At 70.1% G+C, this 16,902-nt stretch carries 16 protein-coding genes; 9 read left to right on the top strand and 7 right to left on the bottom strand.

From position 1 onward, the window contains the following. Positions 1–19: 19 nt before the first annotated feature. Both hyi and gcl read right to left on the bottom strand, forming a co-directional pair. Positions 20–817: a hydroxypyruvate isomerase gene (gene hyi, locus HZ992_RS05065; RefSeq protein WP_209385598.1), complete on the bottom strand. Its 798-nt coding sequence runs from the start codon at positions 815–817 to the stop codon at positions 20–22. A 38-nt stretch (positions 818–855) separates the two neighbouring features. Next, on the bottom strand, positions 856–2,646 hold the full coding sequence (gene gcl, locus HZ992_RS05060; protein ID WP_209385597.1) for a glyoxylate carboligase: 1,791 nt from the start codon (positions 2,644–2,646) through the stop codon (positions 856–858). 145 nt (positions 2,647–2,791) lie between these two features. Here gcl and HZ992_RS05055 point away from each other — a divergent pair, with 145 nt between their 5' ends. From HZ992_RS05055 to HZ992_RS05030, 6 genes are all read left to right on the top strand, one after another. Further along, positions 2,792–3,709, top strand: a complete 918-nt coding sequence (locus tag HZ992_RS05055; RefSeq protein ID WP_209385596.1) for a LysR family transcriptional regulator — start codon at positions 2,792–2,794, stop codon at positions 3,707–3,709. Continuing rightward, complete coding sequence (locus tag HZ992_RS05050; RefSeq protein WP_209385595.1) at positions 3,706–4,197, top strand: pilin; 492 nt, start codon at positions 3,706–3,708, stop codon at positions 4,195–4,197. The genes HZ992_RS05055 and HZ992_RS05050 overlap by 4 nt, the downstream gene beginning before the upstream one ends. Next, the gene (locus HZ992_RS05045; RefSeq protein WP_209385594.1) at positions 4,197–4,877 is read left to right on the top strand and encodes a c-type cytochrome; all 681 of its coding nucleotides are present in this window, start codon (positions 4,197–4,199) and stop codon (positions 4,875–4,877) included. The genes HZ992_RS05050 and HZ992_RS05045 overlap by 1 nt, the downstream gene beginning before the upstream one ends. 10 nt (positions 4,878–4,887) lie before the next feature. Further along, positions 4,888–6,180 carry a cytochrome c gene (locus tag HZ992_RS05040; RefSeq protein ID WP_209385593.1) on the top strand — a complete coding sequence of 431 codons (1,293 nt, stop codon included), beginning with the start codon at positions 4,888–4,890 and terminating at the stop codon, positions 6,178–6,180. 125 nt (positions 6,181–6,305) lie between these two features. Continuing rightward, entirely contained in the window at positions 6,306–7,523 is a 1,218-nt protein-coding gene (locus tag HZ992_RS05035; RefSeq protein WP_245213355.1) for a DUF4382 domain-containing protein, read from the top strand. A 43-nt stretch (positions 7,524–7,566) separates the two neighbouring features. After that, positions 7,567–8,034 carry a hypothetical protein gene (locus HZ992_RS05030; RefSeq protein WP_209385592.1) on the top strand — a complete coding sequence of 156 codons (468 nt, stop codon included), beginning with the start codon at positions 7,567–7,569 and terminating at the stop codon, positions 8,032–8,034. Between the two features lie 10 nt (positions 8,035–8,044). Here the strand turns inward: HZ992_RS05030 and HZ992_RS05025 are convergent, their stop codons facing one another. Together HZ992_RS05025 and HZ992_RS05020 are read right to left on the bottom strand one after the other, a co-directional pair. Beyond that, positions 8,045–8,251 carry a 4-oxalocrotonate tautomerase gene (locus HZ992_RS05025; RefSeq protein ID WP_209385591.1) on the bottom strand — a complete coding sequence of 69 codons (207 nt, stop codon included), beginning with the start codon at positions 8,249–8,251 and terminating at the stop codon, positions 8,045–8,047. A gap of 25 nt (positions 8,252–8,276) precedes the next feature. Further along, entirely contained in the window at positions 8,277–9,020 is a 744-nt protein-coding gene (locus HZ992_RS05020) for a class II aldolase/adducin family protein (protein WP_209385590.1), read from the bottom strand. Between the two features lie 152 nt (positions 9,021–9,172). On the opposite strand from HZ992_RS05020, the gene HZ992_RS05015 reads away from it, so the two are divergent. From HZ992_RS05015 to HZ992_RS05005, 3 genes are read left to right on the top strand one after another with little or no spacing between them, the layout of a single operon-like run. After that, positions 9,173–10,183 (top strand): FecR family protein, encoded by a 1,011-nt coding sequence (locus HZ992_RS05015; RefSeq protein WP_209385589.1) that lies wholly within the window; start codon positions 9,173–9,175, stop codon positions 10,181–10,183. Then, positions 10,180–11,061: a c-type heme family protein gene (locus tag HZ992_RS05010; protein WP_209385588.1), complete on the top strand. Its 882-nt coding sequence runs from the start codon at positions 10,180–10,182 to the stop codon at positions 11,059–11,061. Before HZ992_RS05015 ends, HZ992_RS05010 begins: the two co-directional genes overlap by 4 nt. After that, positions 11,058–12,557, top strand: coding sequence for a protein kinase domain-containing protein (locus HZ992_RS05005; protein WP_209385587.1), 1,500 nt, complete (start codon positions 11,058–11,060; stop codon positions 12,555–12,557). Before HZ992_RS05010 ends, HZ992_RS05005 begins: the two co-directional genes overlap by 4 nt. Positions 12,558–12,981: 424 nt before the next feature. On the opposite strand, the gene HZ992_RS05000 is transcribed toward HZ992_RS05005, so the two are convergent. From HZ992_RS05000 to HZ992_RS04990, 3 genes are read right to left on the bottom strand one after another with little or no spacing between them, the layout of a single operon-like run. Then, complete coding sequence (locus HZ992_RS05000; RefSeq protein ID WP_209385586.1) at positions 12,982–14,346, bottom strand: 8-oxoguanine deaminase; 1,365 nt, start codon at positions 14,344–14,346, stop codon at positions 12,982–12,984. 5 nt (positions 14,347–14,351) lie between these two features. Then, a complete protein-coding gene (locus tag HZ992_RS04995; RefSeq protein WP_209385585.1) occupies positions 14,352–15,827 on the bottom strand; it encodes a nucleobase:cation symporter-2 family protein in 1,476 nt (491 codons plus the stop codon). Positions 15,828–15,881: 54 nt separating this feature from the next. Then, entirely contained in the window at positions 15,882–16,880 is a 999-nt protein-coding gene (locus HZ992_RS04990) for a porin (protein WP_209385584.1), read from the bottom strand. Positions 16,881–16,902 lie beyond the last annotated feature (22 nt).

Genomic DNA, 16,902 nt, shown 5'->3' with positions numbered 1-16,902 from the left:
TCGGAGTCAAAGTGATGGCTCAGCGCACCGGCCGCAGCTGGCGCCGCGCATGCTCCAGCCAGACGAGGCCGGCCTCGGTGCCGTTCTTCGGCTTGTACTCGCAGCCGACGAAGCCCTTGTAGCCGAGGCGATCGAGCTGCGCGAACAGGAAGGCGTAGTGGATCTCGCCCGTGCCCGGCTCGTTGCGGCCGGGGTTGTCGGCCACCTGGATGTGGCCGATGCGCGCGAGGTGCTTCTCCATCGTCGCGGCGAGCTCGCCCTCCGTTCGCTGTGCGTGGTAGATGTCGTACTGCAGGAACAGGTTGTCCGCGCCGACCTCGTCCATGATCGAGATCGCCTGTGCCGTGCGGTTCAGGTAGAAGCCGGGGATGTCGTAGGTGTTGATCGGCTCGATCAGCAGCTTCAGGCTCGCCTTCTTCAACTCCGCCGCGGCGTACTTCAGGTTGGCGACGAAGGTCTTGCGCAGCAGGTCCTCGCCGGCGCCCAGCGGCACCTTGCCGGCCAGGCAGTTCAGCTGCGGCGCGCCCAGCGCGGTGGCGTACTCGATCGCCTTCGCCACGCCATCACGGAACTCGTCGACCCGGTCGGGCAGGCAGGCGATGCCGCGCTCGCCGGCGTCCCAGTCCCCGGCGGGCAGGTTGTGCAGCACGACCTGCAGGCGGTTGCCTCGGAGCTTGGCCGCCACCTCGCCCGGCGTGTGCGCATAGGGGAACAGGAACTCGACCGAGCCGAAGCCGGCGCGCGCGGCGCGGTCGAAGCGCTCGATGAAGGGCACCTCGGTGAACAGCATCGAGAGGTTGGCGGCGAAGCGGGGCATGTCTGTCTCCGGGTGTCGTTGTTATGGTGTCGGCAAGTTCACTCGAGCAGGCCGGCCATCTCCAGGCCCTGGCGGCCTTCGGGGTGGCGGCAGTCGATCTCCTCGAACTCGTTGATCTTGTCGATCTCGGTGCCCATGGCGATATTGGTCACCTTCTCGAGGATCACCTCGACGACCACCGGCACGCTGTACTTGCGCGCCATCGCCTGCGCCTCGACCATCGCGGCCTGGATCTTCTCCGGGTCGGTCACGCGCAGGCTCTTGCAGCCCAGGCCCTGCACCACCGCCTGGTGGTCGACGCCGTAGCTCTTCAGCGTACTGTCCTCGACGTTCTGGTTCTCGAAGGCGAGCTGCACGCAGAAGTCCATCTCGAAGCCGCGCTGGCTCTGGCGGATCAGGCCGAGGTAGCTGTTGTTGACCAGCACCTGCACGTAGGGCAGGCGGAACTGCGCGCCCACCGCCAGCTCCTCGATGAGGAACTGGAAATCGTAGTCGCCCGACAGGCCGACCACGGTGCGCGTCGGGTCGGCGGCGACCACGCCGAGCGCGGCGGGGATCGTCCAGCCCAGCGGGCCGGCCTGCCGCAGTTGATCCCACTGGCGCGGGCCGTAGACGTTGAGGAACTGCGCGCCGGCGATCTGCGACAGGCCAATCGTCGTCACGTAGATGGTGTCGCGCGGGAACACCTTGTTCATCTCCTCGTACACGCGCATCGGCTTGATCGGCGTCTCGGTGTAGTGGGTCTTGCGGTGCATCAGCTTCTTGCGCTCGGCGCAGCGGTGAGCCCAGTCGCCGTAGCCCTTGAGCTGGCCGCCCGCCTTGCGCTCGCGCGCCACCTGCACGAAGAGCTCCAGTGCCGCCTTGGCGTCGCTGACGATGCCGAAATCGGGCATGAAGACGCGGCCGATCTGCGTGGGCTCGATGTCCACGTGCACGAACTTGCGGCCCTTGGTGTAGACCTCGGTGGAGCCGGTGTGGCGGTTCGCCCAGCGGTTGCCGATGCCCAGCACGAAGTCGCTGGCCAGCATCGTGGCGTTGCCGTAGCGGTGGCTGGTCTGCAGGCCGCACATGCCGGCCATCAGCGGGTGGTCGTCGGGGATGGTGCCCCAGCCCATCAGCGTGGGGATCACCGGCACGCCGGTGATCTCGGCGAACTCGACCAGCAGCGCCGAGGCGTCGGCATTGATGATGCCGCCGCCGGCGACGATCAGCGGCTTCTCGGCGGCGGCCAGCATGTCCAGCGCCTTCTCGATCTGCTTGCGGCTGGCCGCAGGCTTGTAGACGGGCAGCGGTTCGTAGGTGTCGATGTCGAACTCGATCTCGGCCATCTGCACGTCGAAAGGCAGGTCGATCAGCACCGGGCCCGGGCGGCCCGAGCGCATCAGGTGGAAGGCCTGCTGGAAGGCGCGCGGCACCTGTGCCGGCTCGCGCACGGTGACGCTCCACTTGGTCACCGGCTTGCTGATGGATTCGATGTCCACCGCCTGGAAGTCCTCCTTGTACAGCCGCGCCCGCGGGGCCTGGCCGGTGATGCACAGGATCGGGATGCTGTCGGCGCTGGCCGAATACAGGCCGGTGATCATGTCGGTGCCGGCCGGGCCGGAGGTGCCGATGCACACGCCGATGTTGCCGGCCTTGGCGCGCGTGTAGCCCTCGGCCATGTGCGAGGCGCCCTCGACGTGGCGCGCCAGCACGTGGGCGATGGAGCCGCGCTCGCGCATCGCGGCGTACAGCGGGTTGATGGCGGCGCCGGGCACGCCGAAGGCCTGGTTGACGCCTTCCTTCTCCATCACCAGAACGGCTGCCATTGCGGCTTTCATGCGGGCCATGTCGGTCTCCTCGGGTTTGTGACTGCTGGCATGGATGCTCGGGCCGCAGGCCGCCGATGAGAAGAGCAGGTCGGGCATGTTTGTCATTCCGTGCAGGAATGACTGGCCCCGGCCGGTGCATCATTGGGGCTGGAGACAAGACCCCATGGACCGCATCACCGGCGTGCAGCTGTTTGCGCGCATCGTCGAGACCGGCAGCTTCAGCAAGGCGTCGTCGGACCTCGGGATTACCCAGCCCACCGCCACCAAGCATGTCGCCGCACTGGAAGCCAAGCTCGGCGCCCGGCTGCTCAACCGCAACACCCGCGGCGTGAGCGCCACCGAGATCGGCGCGCTCTATTACGAGAAGTGCAAGGCGATCCAGCGCGAGCTGGACGAAGCCGACAGCCTGGCCGCGCTGCTGCAGAGCAAGGTCGGCGGTCAGCTGCGCATCAGCACCTCGGTGGCCTTCGGCCGCCGTGTGGTCACGCCTCTGGCGCTGCGCTTCATGCGCGAGCACCCGGACATCACGCTGGACCTGAGCTTCGACGACCGCTACGTCAACCTCGTCGAGCAGGGCGTGGACCTGGCGCTGCGCATGGGCCGTCTGGCCGATTCGGCGCTGGGCGCGCGCTACCTGGGCAGCAACCCCTGGCTGACCGCGGCCTCGCCCGACTACCTGGCGCGTCGCGGCACGCCGTCCTCGCCTGCCGAACTGTCGAAGCACGACTGCCTCGTCTACAGCAGCGTTCAGGGCGACGACCGCTGGACCTTCTCCGAGCCGAATGGCGAGCCAGTCTCGGTGCCGGTGAAGGGCACGCTGCGCTCGAACAATCTGTCGGCGGTGCTCGCCGCCTGCCGCGCCGGGCTGGGCCTGGCTGTGCTGCCCTGGTACGTGGCGCGCGAGTCGGTGGCCGACGGCGTGATCGTGCCGGTGCTGCCCGGCTTCTCGCTGCCCTCGCAGGAGCTGCACGCGGTGTTCCCCTCGCCCAAGCTGGTGCCGGGAAAGGTCAGCACCTTCATCGACTTCCTCAAGCTGCAGCTCGACGGCGAATGGTGGCTGCGCGCGCCGGGGGCCGCATGAACGGCGCGGCGCAGCGGGGCTTCACGATGGTCGAGCTGATGATGGTGCTCGCCGTGGTGGCGATCCTGGCGATGATCGCCATGCCGAACCTGCAGGACCGCATGGTGCGCGACCAGATCGTCGAGGCCGTGAAGCTGGCCGATGTCGCCAAGGAGCCGATCGCCTTCGCGTGGAAGCTGACGCGCTCGCTGCCCGCCGACAACGCAGCCGCCGGGCTGCCGGCGCCGGATCGCGTGGTCAGCAACCTCGTCAGCGCCGTGACGGTGGAGAACGGCGCGGTGCACCTCACCTTCGGCAACCGCGCGAGTGCCGCGCTGCGCGGCAAGGTCTTGAGCTTTCGCCCCGCCGTGATCGACGACGCCCAGGTGGTGCCGGTGGCCTGGGTCTGCGCGGCGGCAGCGGCACCGCCGCCGATGACGATCCACGGCAGCAACCGCACCGACGTGCCGGCGCGCTACCTGCCGCTGAACTGCCGGGCTGCGCCGTGATGCGAGCAGCCGTCCTGCTGCTCGCCCTGCTCGCGGGCGGCGCGGCTGCCGCGCCCCCGCCCGACACACTGGCGCAGCGCGTGCAGGCCTGCACGGCCTGCCACGGCAAGGAAGGCCGCGCCGCGGCCGACGGCTACCACCCGCGGATCGCGGGCAAGCCGGCGCTGTATCTGTACCACCAGCTCGTCAACTTCCGCGAAGGCCGGCGCCGATACGGCCCGATGGTCTACCTCGTCGACCACCTGAGCGACGACTACCTGCGCGAGATCGCCGGCCATTTCGCGGCGCTCGAACTGCCCTACCCGCTGCCGGCGCCAGTCAGCGAGCCCGCGGCGACGATGCAGCACGGCGAGCGCCTCGCGCTGCAAGGCGACCCGGCGCGCAAGCTGCCCGCCTGCGTGGCCTGCCACGGCCAGGCGCTGACAGGCGTGGCCCCGGCGATCCCCGGGCTGCTCGGCCTGCCGCGCGACTACCTGAAGGGCCAGATCGGCGCCTGGACGAACGGGCAGCGCCGCGCCCACGCGCCCGATTGCATGGCGGACATCGCCAAGCGTCTGACGCCGGAAGACGTCAGCGCGGTGGCCGCCTGGCTGGCCAGCCGGCCGGTGCCGGTGCCCTCGAAGGCCGCCGCGTCGCTGCCCGAGCCGCTGCCGCTGGACTGCGGCAGCGTGCCGCGCTGAGGGACACCGCATGCTGCGACGCGGTCTCCTCCTCACCCTCGTGCTGCTGGCCGCCTTTGCCGGCCTGGTCGCCTGGCTCAACGTGCGCGGCGAGGCGCCGATCGCCGCCGATGCCGCGCCCGCCGACGGCACGCCGCAGCAGATCGAGCGCGGCGAGTACCTCGCGCTCGCGGGCAACTGCATGACCTGCCACACCACGCGCGGCGGCCTGCCGTATGCCGGCGGCCGTGGCATTGCCACGCCCTTCGGCACGGTGTACGCGGGCAACCTCACGCCCGATGTCGAAACCGGCCTCGGCCGCTGGAGCGCCGAGCATTTCTGGCGCGCGCTGCACCACGGCCGATCGTTCGACGGCCGCTTGCTCTACCCCGCCTTCCCCTATCCCGACACGACCCGCGTGACGCGCGAGGACAGCGACGCGCTCTACGCCTACCTGCGCTCGCTGCCGGCGGTGAAGCAAGCGAACACCCCGCATGCGCTGCAGTTCCCCTACGACACGCAGGCGGCGCTGGCGGTGTGGCGAGCGCTGTTCTTCCGCCCCGGTGCCTTCGAACCCGAGGCAACGCAGTCGGCAGACTGGAACCGCGGCGCCTACCTCGTGCGCGGCCTGGGCCACTGCGCGGCCTGCCACGGCGGGCGCAACTTCCTCGGCGCCACGCCGCAGGGGGGCCTGTCGCTGGCCGGCGGGCTGATCCCGATGCGCAACTGGTATGCGCCAGCGCTGAGCGCACCCGACCAGGCCGGCGTGGCCGACTGGCCGCTGGACGACATCGTCGCGCTGCTGCGCACCGGCGTCTCGCCGCGTGGCTCGGCGCTCGGGCCGATGGCCGACGTGGTCTACCGCAGCCTGCAGCACCTGCGCGTCGACGACCTGCGCGCCATCGCCACCTTCCTCAAGGCCTTGCCGGCGACGCGCTCGCAGGCCAGCGAGGGCAAGCCGCCCGACCCGGCGCTGCGCGAGCTCGGCGCCAAGCGCTACGAGAAACACTGCGCCGAATGCCACGGCGCCCAGGGCGAAGGCGTGAAGTCGTCCGCCGGCACCTGGATGTATCCGCCACTGGCCGGCAACCGCACCGTCACCATGGACCCGCCTGCCAACCTGGTGCGAGTGATCGTGCACGGCGGCTTCCTGCCGGCCACCGCCGGCAACCCGCGTCCCTTCGGCATGCCGCCCTTCGGGCTGGCGCTCGACGACGACGAGATCGCTGCCATCGCCAGCTTCCTGCGCAGCAGCTGGGGCGCGGCGGCGCAGCCGGTATCACCGCAGGACGTGGCCCGCTTCCGCGGCAGCGCGGGCGACTGAAGGCGCCACGGAAACCAATTCACACACCCGTGACGAGCGTGGACCCCGACAAGGTGGCGTGCAAATGTTAGATTTGCACATTATGAAGAGGCATCCTCTTCTTTCCCTCGCCACCGAGAGTCGCCATGAACCTCCACCCGCTTCTTCGCCCCTGGGCCGCCACCGCCATGCTCGCGGCCGTCACCCTGCTTGCTGCCTGTGGCGGCGGCGGTTCGTCCACCAGCGGCAGTGCCGCGGGCCAGGGCACGCTGCGTGTCGCCTTGACCGATGCGCCGTCCTGCGGCTTCGACGAGGTCAACGTCACGGTCGAGAAGGTGCGAGTGCACCGCAGCAGCACGGCTGCCGACGCCGATGCCGGCTGGTCCGAGGTGGTGCTGAACCCCGCCAGGCGCGTCAACCTGCTTGACCTGACCAATGGCGTGCTCGCCGAACTCGGCCAGACCGAACTGCCGGTGGGCACCTACACGCAGCTGCGCCTGCAGCTCGCCTCGAACGGTTCCACGGCCCCGTACGCGAACTCGGTGGTGCCCACCGGCGGCACCGAGACCCCGCTCGACACGCCGAGTGCCCAGCAGTCCGGCCTGAAGATGAACCTGAACCTGACGGTCGCCGCCAACGAGCTGGCCGACGTGGTGCTCGACTTCGACGCCTGCAAGTCGGTCGTGACGCGCGGCGCTTCCGGCCGCTACAACCTCAAGCCCGTGGTCACCGTGCTGCCGCGTGTGCGTCTGGACGGCCTGATCGCCGAAGGCATGGTCGCCCCGGCGATCGCACTGCCGACCACGACCGTGTCGTTGCAGCAGGCCGGCGTGCCGGTGCGCGCCACCGTGCCCGACGCCTCGGGCCGCTTTGTGCTCTACCCAGTGCCCGCCGGCACCTACGACCTGGTGGTGAGCGCCGACGGCCGGGTGACGGCGGTGATGACGGGCGTGCCGATCAGCGACAGCTCACGCACCTTCGCCACGCCCGCCGGCACGGCGATCGACCCGCCCGCCGGCACGCCGCGCAGGATTGCCGGCGCCGTCTCGATCACCGGCTCGACGACGATCCCGCTGGCGACGATGCGCGCGCTGCAGACCGTCGCGACGAGCACGGTCGAGCGCCACTCGACGACCAACGACGCCGTGACCGGCAACTACGCGCTGAAGGTGGTGGCCGGTGCGCCGGTGTCGAGCGCCTACAGCGCGGGCGCGACGACGCTGTCCTTCGTCGCCGACCCGACGGCCGACCACGCCGGCAAGCTGCAGGTGGCGGCCAGCGCCGACGGCCTGGTCGCGCTGAGCCTGCCGGCCGACGTGACGGCGGGCGACGTGGCCTTGCCCGTGGTGTTCGCAGCCCCTTGAACCTGCCAGACTCGGCGACCCGCCACCCCTCAAGGAGCCCACGATGACCCAGCGTCTCGCCTTTGCCAGCCTGCTCGCACTGGCCGCCACCGCGCCGGTGCATGCCGCCGATGTGGATGTCGGCGTGTCCATCAACATCGGCCAGCCGGGCTTCTACGGCCGCATCGACATCGGCAACGTGCCACCGCCGGTGGTGATGTACCCGCAGCCGGTGATCATCCAACAGGCACCGGTGGCCGTGGTGCGCCAGCCGATCTACCTGCACGTGCCGCCAGGGCACGCCAGGGATTGGTCGAAGCACTGCTACCGCTATGCCGCGTGCAATCAGCCGGTGTACTTCGTGCAGGACAGCTGGTACCAGCAGGTCTACGTGCCGCAGTACCGTCAGCGCTATGCGCCGCCGCCCCCGCCGTCACGCAAGTACAAGCATGACGACCGGGGCGACGACCGCGGCAAGGACCGCGGCAACAAGCAAGGCAAGGGTCACGGCAAGGGCCGCGACAAGGACTGAAGCCAGCGCTTCAGCTCGGACTCGGCGTCTTCGCCTTGTCCGACCAGAGCACGCCGCCGCTGGCCCAGTCTTCGCGGCGCATGTCGAAGAACAGCACGTCCACGCCGTCGGCGCTGCCGCCGAGCACGCGCACGCAGGCCTCCGTCAGTTCCTTGGCCAGGGCGCGCTTCTGTTCGGCCGTGCGGCCTTCGAAGAGTTCGACGCGCAGGGTGGGCATGGGTGTCTCCTTCGGTGGTTGATGATCAGTCGCGGTAGCCGGGCAGGCTGCGGTCCAGGCCGCGCAACAGCGCCGGCCATTCCAGGTCGCCGTCGAGTTCACTGCCGTCGCCCACCCACTGCCGGCGGGTGAGTTCGGCGATCTCGTCGCTGACCACGCGCAAGCGCCCGCCGGTCGCGGCCATCGCGGTGAGCTGCGCCTGCGCAGCGCGGTCGAGCAGGTAGCTCAGCATCCAGGCCTCGGCCACCGTGCGGCCGACGGTCAGGGTGCCGTGGTTGTCGAGGATCAGCCCGTCGAGCGTGCCGAGGTGGGCGACCAGCCGCGCCTGCTCGGCGGCGCCGAGCGCCAGGCCCTCGTAGGCGTGGCGGCCCAGCCGGCCATGCAAGCGCATCGCGAACTGCGAGGTCGCCTGCAGCCCATCGGGCAGCATCGACAGGGCCACGCCCCAGGGCGTGTGCAGGTGGATGACGCAGGCGGCATCGGCCCGCGCGGAATGCACCGCGCCGTGGATCGCAAAGCCGGTCGGGTTGACGCTCGCGCCCGAGCCATCGGCCACGCGCCCGGCCACGTCGACCTTGACGAGGCTGCTCGCCGTGATCTCGTCGAAGCGCGCACCGAACGGATTGATCAGGTAGTGCCCCGGCTCGCCCGGCACGCTGGCCGACAGATGCGTGTAGATGGTGTCGTCCCAACCGCGCTGCGCGGCGAGGCGGTAGGCCGCGGCGAGGTCGATGCGGACCTCTCGTTCGCTGGGTGTCGGGCGTGCCATGGGGATGCGCAATACGCGTGAATTGGAGCGGGCAACCTAGAAATGCCCCCCACGAAAGAGGACTGCCGCCCCCCCATTCTGGATGAAGCGCGGGGGAGGCCGGACTCCTATCCTGACTTCCATCGAGAGCATTTGCTTTCGCCGGAGGCCTGATGAAGCTGCCCGCCCTGCTCCGCCCCGCCGTCGCCCTGATCGGGCTGCTGCCCGCCTGGTGCGCCGCGGCTTCCATCGGCATCGTCACCATCGTCGACGGCGACGTTGCCGTGCTGCGCGACACGCAGCGCTTCGCCGCCGCCGAGGGCCAGCGCGTGCGCAACGACGACATCCTGCGCACCGGCCCCGACGCCAGGCTCGCACGCATCGAACTCGCCGACGGCACCACGCTGGACCTCGGACCCGACACCGAACTGATGCTGCAACCGCGTGCCGGCGGTGCCTTCGGCGAACGCGCCGCGACGCTGTATCTCGCACGCGGCTGGCTGAAGATCGGCACCGCTGCCGAGCCCGGGGTCGCCGGCGTGGCCAGCGCCACGATGGATCTGCAGCAACTGACCGGCACGGCCGTGCTGCGCGCCACGGCCGGCGCCACGCTGCTGTTCGTCGAAGCGGGCCAGGCGCAGGCCGCCGACGTGCAGGACGGCCGCGCTGCCAGGCCCCAGTCCCTGAAGGACGGCGATGCGCTCGTGAAGCGCGCGAACGAAACGTCGAGCCTGGCGCGCCGGCCACCGGCCGATCTGCTGCAAGGCATGCCGCGCGGCTTCGCGGATTCGCTGCCGCGCCGCGCCGCGCGCTTCCAGGCCAATCCGGTCGAGCCGGGAGCGGCCACGCCGGTGGCCTATGCCGAGGTGTCGCGCTGGCTGAATGGTGAGCCACCGCTGCGCGCGATCGCCGTGCCGCGCTTCACACCGCGCATTGCCGACCGCGGCTTCCGGGCCGCGCTGGTCGCCGAACTGCGTGCCCACCCCGAGTGGGATCGCGTGCTGTTCCCCGAGAAGTACCGCCCGAAGCCGGTGGTCGTGGCGAACCGCCCCGCGCCCGCCGCCGCCGCAACCGCCGCGTCGGCACCGGAGCCGGCCCCCGTGACGGCCAGCCTGCAGGGCCTGATGAGCTGGCCGAGCGCCGCTCGCGACTACACCCCGAACTCGCCCATGGAGGCACGATGAAACTGCTGCTCAAGTTCAACCTGGTGTTCGTGCTGATCTTCCTGATCGGTCTGGGCGCGACGGGCGCCATGACGCGCCAGATGCTCGAGCGCAATGCGCAAGAGGAGACGCTGCAGCACGCGCGATTCCTGCTCGAGAAGGCGCTGGCCGTGCGCTCCTACACGTCCACCCAGGTGGCGCCGTTGCTGGAGACGCAGATGAAGTACGCCTTCCTGCCGCAGTCGGTGCCGGCCTTCTCGGCCACCGAGGTGCTGGCGAAGATCAAGAAGAACCACCCCGAGTACGCCTACAAGGAAGCGACGCTGAACCCGACCAACCCGCGCGACCGCGCCGTCGAGTGGGAAGCCGACGTGATCGCCGAGTTCCGCAAGTCGCCCGACACCAAGGAGTTCATCGGCGAGCGCGACACGCCGGCCGGCCGCGCGCTCTACATTGCGCGCCCGATCAAGATCACCGACGGGGCCTGCCTGCGTTGCCACAGCACGGTGGAGGCCGCACCGCGTACGCTGGTCGACAAGTACGGCCCGGCCAACGGCTTCGGCTGGCAGCTCGGCGAGATCGTCGGCGCGCAGATGGTGTCGGTGCCGATGGCCATCCCGATGGCGCGGGCCCAGCAGGCCTGGGCGCTGTTCATGGGCATGCTGTCGGCGGTGTTCGTCGTCATCGCCGTGGCCCTGAACCTGATGCTGTGGTGGCTGGTGATCCGCCCGGTGACGCGACTGTCGCGCCTGGCCGATCGCGTGAGCCTGGGTGAGCTCGGCGCGCCCTCCTTCGCGCTCGGCGCACGCGACGAGATCGGCCGACTGGCCACCTCGTTCAGCCGCATGCGCAAGAGCCTGGTGCAGGCGATGAAGATGCTCGAAGGGGCGCCGTCATGAGTGCCCGCCCGCTCGGTCTGGCCGGAATCGATACCGGCCATCCGCTGCCGCAGCGGCTGGGCAAGTACCTCGTCTCGCACCTGCTCGGCGAGGGCGCCATGGGCGTGGTCTACAAGGCGATCGACCCCGACATCCACCGTGCCGTGGCGATCAAGGCGATCCGCGCCCCGCTGCTCGCACCCGACGCGCAGGACATCTCGGCCACCGCGCGATTCCGCACCGAGGCGCAGGCCGCCGGCCGGCTGTCGCACCCGAACATCGTCTCGGTGTACGAGTACGGCGAGACGCCCGACCAGCACTACATCGCGATGGAGTACGTGGACGGCACCTCGCTGCAGGAGCTGGTCTCGCGCGGTGACCGGTTGCCGCTGGACGATGCTCTGAGCGTCATGCTGCAGCTGCTCGACGCGCTCGCCTGCGCGCACGAGCAGGGCGTGTGGCACCGCGACATCAAGCCCGCCAACCTGCTGCTCACGCCCGAAGGCCGGCTGAAGGTGACCGACTTCGGCATCGCGCGCATCGACTCGGCCGACCGCACCCACCGCACCACCGTACTCGGCTCGCCCGGCTACATGGCGCCCGAGCGTTACACCGACGAAGCGCCCGATCGCCGCGTCGACCTGTTCTCGTGCGGCGTGCTGATGTACGAGCTGCTCACCGGGCGGGCGCCGTTCCGCGGCACCGCGAGCTCGGTGATGTACCAGGTGCTTCATGTCGAGCCCGCGGCGCCGTCGACGCTGGAGGTGCAGCCGGGCGTGCCCTCGCACTTCGACGCCGTGGTGGCACGCGCCATGGCCAAGCGCGCCGACGAACGTTATGCCGACGCCGCGCAGATGCGCGCCGCGCTGTGCGCTGCCGCCGAACGGCCGATCGCGCCGAGTGTCTGCGCCGAGACGATGCGTCGACTGCGCTTCGGCCGCATCGAAGCCACGCAGGTGATGCCGCGCCCGATGGCGGCGCCGGCGCAAGGCAGCAGGCCGATGCCATCCACCCCGCAGCCGCGGGCGCCTGCGGCGCCGTTCGTGCCGGTTTCGCCGAGCCTGCCAGAATGGGACGCAGGCACCCTGCGCGCCATCGAGGCCCTGCTGCTGCCGCAACTCGGGCCGATGACACGCATCGTCGTGCGCGACGGAGCGCGCCGGAACCACGATCTGCCCGGGCTGATCGCCTGGCTGGCTGCAGAAGTGGTGGAGCCCGACGAGCGGCCCGTCTTCATCTCCCGGGCGCGGGCACTGGGCCCCGCCCCGGAAGCCGCCGCCCTGCCGGTGCCCAGTGGCCCCTTGCCGGTGCTCGGCACGACGCCGATGAAGACCGAGCTGGTCGAGCAGGCACAGCGCGTGCTGGCCGAGCAGATCGGCCCGATCGCCGCCGTGCTGGCGCGCCGCGCGGCGACGACGGCGACGACGCGCGAGGCCTTCTTCTGCGCGCTGGCCGATGCGGCGGGCGCCGGCGTCGACCGCAAGCAACTGCTTGCGCAGTTGTGGCGCTTGCGCTGAGCTTCGTCGCGACTCGCGCTCGAAGCCACGGGCCCGGCGCGAGCGGCCGGCGGCTCGCGGCCCGTTGCGGTCTTCGTGGGTCTGCCTTGCGTGCGACGGGCATGGTCGCAGAGCGACGGCGGTGCCCTGCCGGCATCCGCGGTGGCCTGCCGTCACGAAGTCCTCGGTGCTTGTGGGGCAGGTGGTTCGGGTGTGCGATCGCAGGCCCCATTCGCGGTCGCCCTGGCGGGAGCAGGCCGCAGGCGGTGTTGACGAGGCAGCGCGCTGCGTCCCTCGGTGGTCGCCCGCGAGCGTGGGCCGGAGAGCGCGTACCCGAACCGTCTGCTCGCGCGCCGAATGAAGCGGTCACTCGTGAATGTCGCTCAAGGGCCGCAACCAATCACTGCGAACGTGTCACCGCCTTGATTCTTGACGCAGTCCCGTCTCAGTGACCGGCCAACCGCGCCGCCAGCGCGTTGTGCCGCTCGATCAGGCGAGGCAGGTCGAGCGTGGCGAGTTGCCCGTCACGCACGACGACGCGGCCGTTGACGATGCTGTGGGCGACGCGCGGCACGTGGCAGAAGAACAGTGCGGCGAGCGGGTCGTGCAACGCACCCGCCATGCCGATCTCGTCGAGCCTGACGGTCGCGAGGTCGGCCGCCATGCCCGGCGCGAGCACACCGATGTCGTCGCGGCCAAGCACCTGCGCACCACCGCGCGTGGCGATCTCGAGCACCTCGCGCGCCGTCATGGCCGAAGGGCCGCTGACCGGGCCGTGCGCCACACGCTGCAGCAGCAGCGCCAGCCGCGCCTCGCCGAGCATGTGGCCACTGTCGTTCGATGCCGAGCCGTCCACCGCGATCGACACCGGCACGCCGGCATCGCGCAAGGCGCGGATCGGCGCGATGCCCGAAGCCAGCCGCATGTTCGAGCCCGGGCAATGCGCGACGCCGGTGCCCGTGCGCGCGAACATGGCGATGCCGGCCTCGTCGAGCTTGACGCAGTGCGCATGCCAGACGTCGCGGCCCAGCCAGCCGAGCTGCTCGGCGTATTCGGCCGGCGTGCAGCCGAACTTCTCGCGCGTGTAGGCGATGTCGTTGTCGTTCTCGGCCAGGTGCGTGTGCAGCGACACGCCATGCTCGCGCGCCAGCAGCGCCGCATCGCGCATCAGCTCGCGGCTGACCGAGAACGGTGAGCACGGCGCCACCACGATGCGCTGCATCGCGTAGCGCTTCGGGTCGTGCCAGCGCTCGATCACGCGCTGCGTGTCGGCCAGGATGTCGGCTTCGCGCTCCACCACGCGGTCCGGCGGCAGGCCGCCCTGCGACTGGCCCACGCTCATCGAGCCACGCGCCGCATGGAAGCGCATGCCGATCTCGGCGGCGGCCTCGAGGCTGTCGTCCAGCCGCACGCCGTTGGGGTAGATGTAGAGGTGATCGCTGCTCGTCGTGCAGCCCGACAGCAGCAGCTCGGCCATCGCCGTCTGCGTGGACACGAACGCCATTTCCGGGGTCAGCCCCGACCAGATCGGGTACAGCGTGCGCAGCCACTCGAACAGCTCGCAGTCCTGCGCCGGGCGGATCACCCGCGTCAGCGTCTGATACATGTGGTGATGCGTGTTCACCAGCCCCGGGATGACGATCTGGCCGCGCGCATCGATCACCTCGTCGGCCGTGGTGGGCAGCGCACCGCTCGGCCCCACGGCCTCGATCACGCCATCGCGCGCGAACAGGCTGCCGTCGGCGATCTCGCGCCGCGCGTCGTCCATGGTGACGAGCAGCGCGGCATGGCGGATCAGCAGCGTTGCCATCAGGCTCAGTGCGCCTCGGCGGTCTTGGCCGCTTCGATGGCGCCTGCCGTGTCTTCCTTCGCGCCATTGAAGAACACGTTCAGCACCACCGCCGCCACCGCAGTCAGCAGGATGCCCGACTCCAGCAGCGGGTGCAGGCCATGCGCCATCTGCTGCGTCCAGCGCGGCGCCACCAGCGGGATCAGGCCGAAGCCGATCGACAGCGCGACGATGTACAGGTTGTGGCGGTTGCCCTTGTAGTCCACCGTCGAGAGGATGCGGATGCCGGTGGCCGCGACCATGCCGAACATCACCAGCCCCGCACCGCCGAGCACGAACTGCGGGATCGATTCGACGAAGGCGGCCATCTTCGGCAGCATGCCCAGCACGATCATGATGATGCCCCCGGCCACGCACACCCAGCGGCTCTTCACGCCCGTGACGCTGACCAGGCCGACGTTCTGCGAGAAGCTGGTGTACGGGAAGGTGTTGAACAGGCCGCCGATCAGCGTGCCCAGGCCATCGGTGCGCAGGCCCGCGGCGAGCGCGGGCTGGTCGATCTTCTTGCCGGTGATGTCCGACAGCGCAAGGAACATGCCGGTCGACTCGATCATCACCACGATCATCACCAGCGTCATGGTCAGGATCATCACGATGTCGAAGGTCGGCAAGCCGAAGGCGAAGGGCGTGACCACGTCGAACCAGTGCGCCTTGCCGACCTTGTCGAAGTTCATCTTGCCCATCGCGATGGCCACCGCGCAGCCGGCCACGATGCCCAGCAGCACCGAGATGTTGGCGACGAAGCCTTTCGCGTACTTCACCAGCAGCAGGATGAAGACGAGCACGGCCGCCGCGATGGCCATGTTCTCGAGTGACCCGTAGTTCGGGTTGTCGACCATCGGCACCGGGCCGGCGAGCTTGATCGGCGCGCTGGCCGCCTGTGCCGTGGCCTTGGCGGCGTCGACCATGGCCACCAGCTTGGGCACGTCGACGCTCTGCGCGAGCGGCGCCGGCCCGCCCATCGCCCAGCCCACGCCGACACGCATCAGGCTGATGCCGATGATCGCGATGATGGTGCCGGTCACCACCGGCGGGAAGAAGCGCAGCAGCTTGCTGACCACCGGCGCGATCAGCATCGAGACGATGCCCGCGCCGATGATCGCGCCGAAGATCGCGCGCGCCCCGTCGACGCCGGGCATCGCGTTGGCGAAGGCCACCATCGGGCCGACGGCCGCGAAGGTCACGCCCATCATCACCGGCAGCTTGATGCCGAACCAGCGCGTGAAGCCGAGCGACTGGATCAGCGTGACCAGGCCGCAGCAGAACAGGTCGGCCGAGATCAGCAGCGCCACCTGTTCGGGCGTGAGCTTGAGCGCACGGCCGACGATCAGCGGCACGGCGATGGCGCCGGCGTACATCACGAGCACGTGCTGCAGGCCGAGCGCCGCGAGGCGCGGCGCGGGGAGTTTCTCGTCGACGGGGTGGACGGTGGTGTCGCTCATGCTTGTCTCCTCGTGTGGTTTTGTGGGGTCTGCCTGCGCGCCGGCCGCCGTGCTTCAGTAGCGGTGGCGGATGCCGACCGAGAACGCGCTGCCGTTGCTCTGGCCATCGATCTTGTCGTTCATGGCCACCGCGTACAGGTCGGTGCGCTTGGACAGGAAGTAGTCATAGCCAGCCGAGAAGGTCTTGCGCTTGGCGCCGGTCTCGGGCTTGATCTGTCCCCATTGCGCCAGGATCTTGCCGTTGCCCACCGGCACGCTCGCACCCAGGCCGGCGATGTCGTACTCATTGCCGCTCGTCTTGTTGGCCACGTTGCCGAACTGGCCGAACAGCCGGGCCACGCCGAAGTCGTAGCTCGCCGCCGCCTGCCAGCTCTTGGTGTCGGCCACGGGCGTTGCGCCGTCCTTCTTGACGTCCTGCCATGAGAAGGCGGAGTCGAAGGCGCCGGCGCCCCAGCGCAGGTTGACGCCGTGATTGCGCCCGTTGCTGCCCGCCTCGCCCGCCGCCATGAAGAGCTGCAGCGTCGCGCCACCGAGCTTCGGGCTGGTGTAGAGCACCGAGTCGCTCCAGCCCGAATCGCCCGTCAGCGTGCCGCTGGTGAAGTAGTGGCGGATGCTGGGCGAGTAGCCGAACGAGTCGCCGAAGGGATTGAACGACAGGGTGGTGACGAAGAACGGCGTGGTGTTGCGGCCGATCGTGACCTTGCCCAGGGAGTTGCTGGCCAGGCCCACGAAGGCGTTGCGGGCCCAGAAGGTGTCGGCGCCGAAACGGCCGGAGGCGCCCGTGTCAGCGCGCATGAAGGACTGCAGCGTGAACAGCGCGGACAGTCCACCGCCGAGATCCTCGCTGCCGCTGGCGCCGAACCAGCTGGTGGTCATCTGGCCGTTGTCCACGCCCCAGACCTTGTTGCTGCTGCCGGCCGCCTTCGACTGGCCGGCGCTGATGTCGAGCAGACCGGACAGCGTGACGCTGGATTGGGCCATCGCCGTGCCCGGCAAGGCGCACGCGACCGAAGCAGCGACCAGGGCACTGCGCAAAGCTGAAGAACGATTCATGGCGGTTTTCCTCCTCGGGTTG

The organism is Rhizobacter sp. AJA081-3, from assembly GCF_017795745.1.
Taxonomy (GTDB): Bacteria; Pseudomonadota; Gammaproteobacteria; order Burkholderiales; family Burkholderiaceae_C; genus Piscinibacter.
Note: the sequence above shows the minus strand (reverse complement) of the source record. Positions and strands in the feature narration are given on the sequence as shown.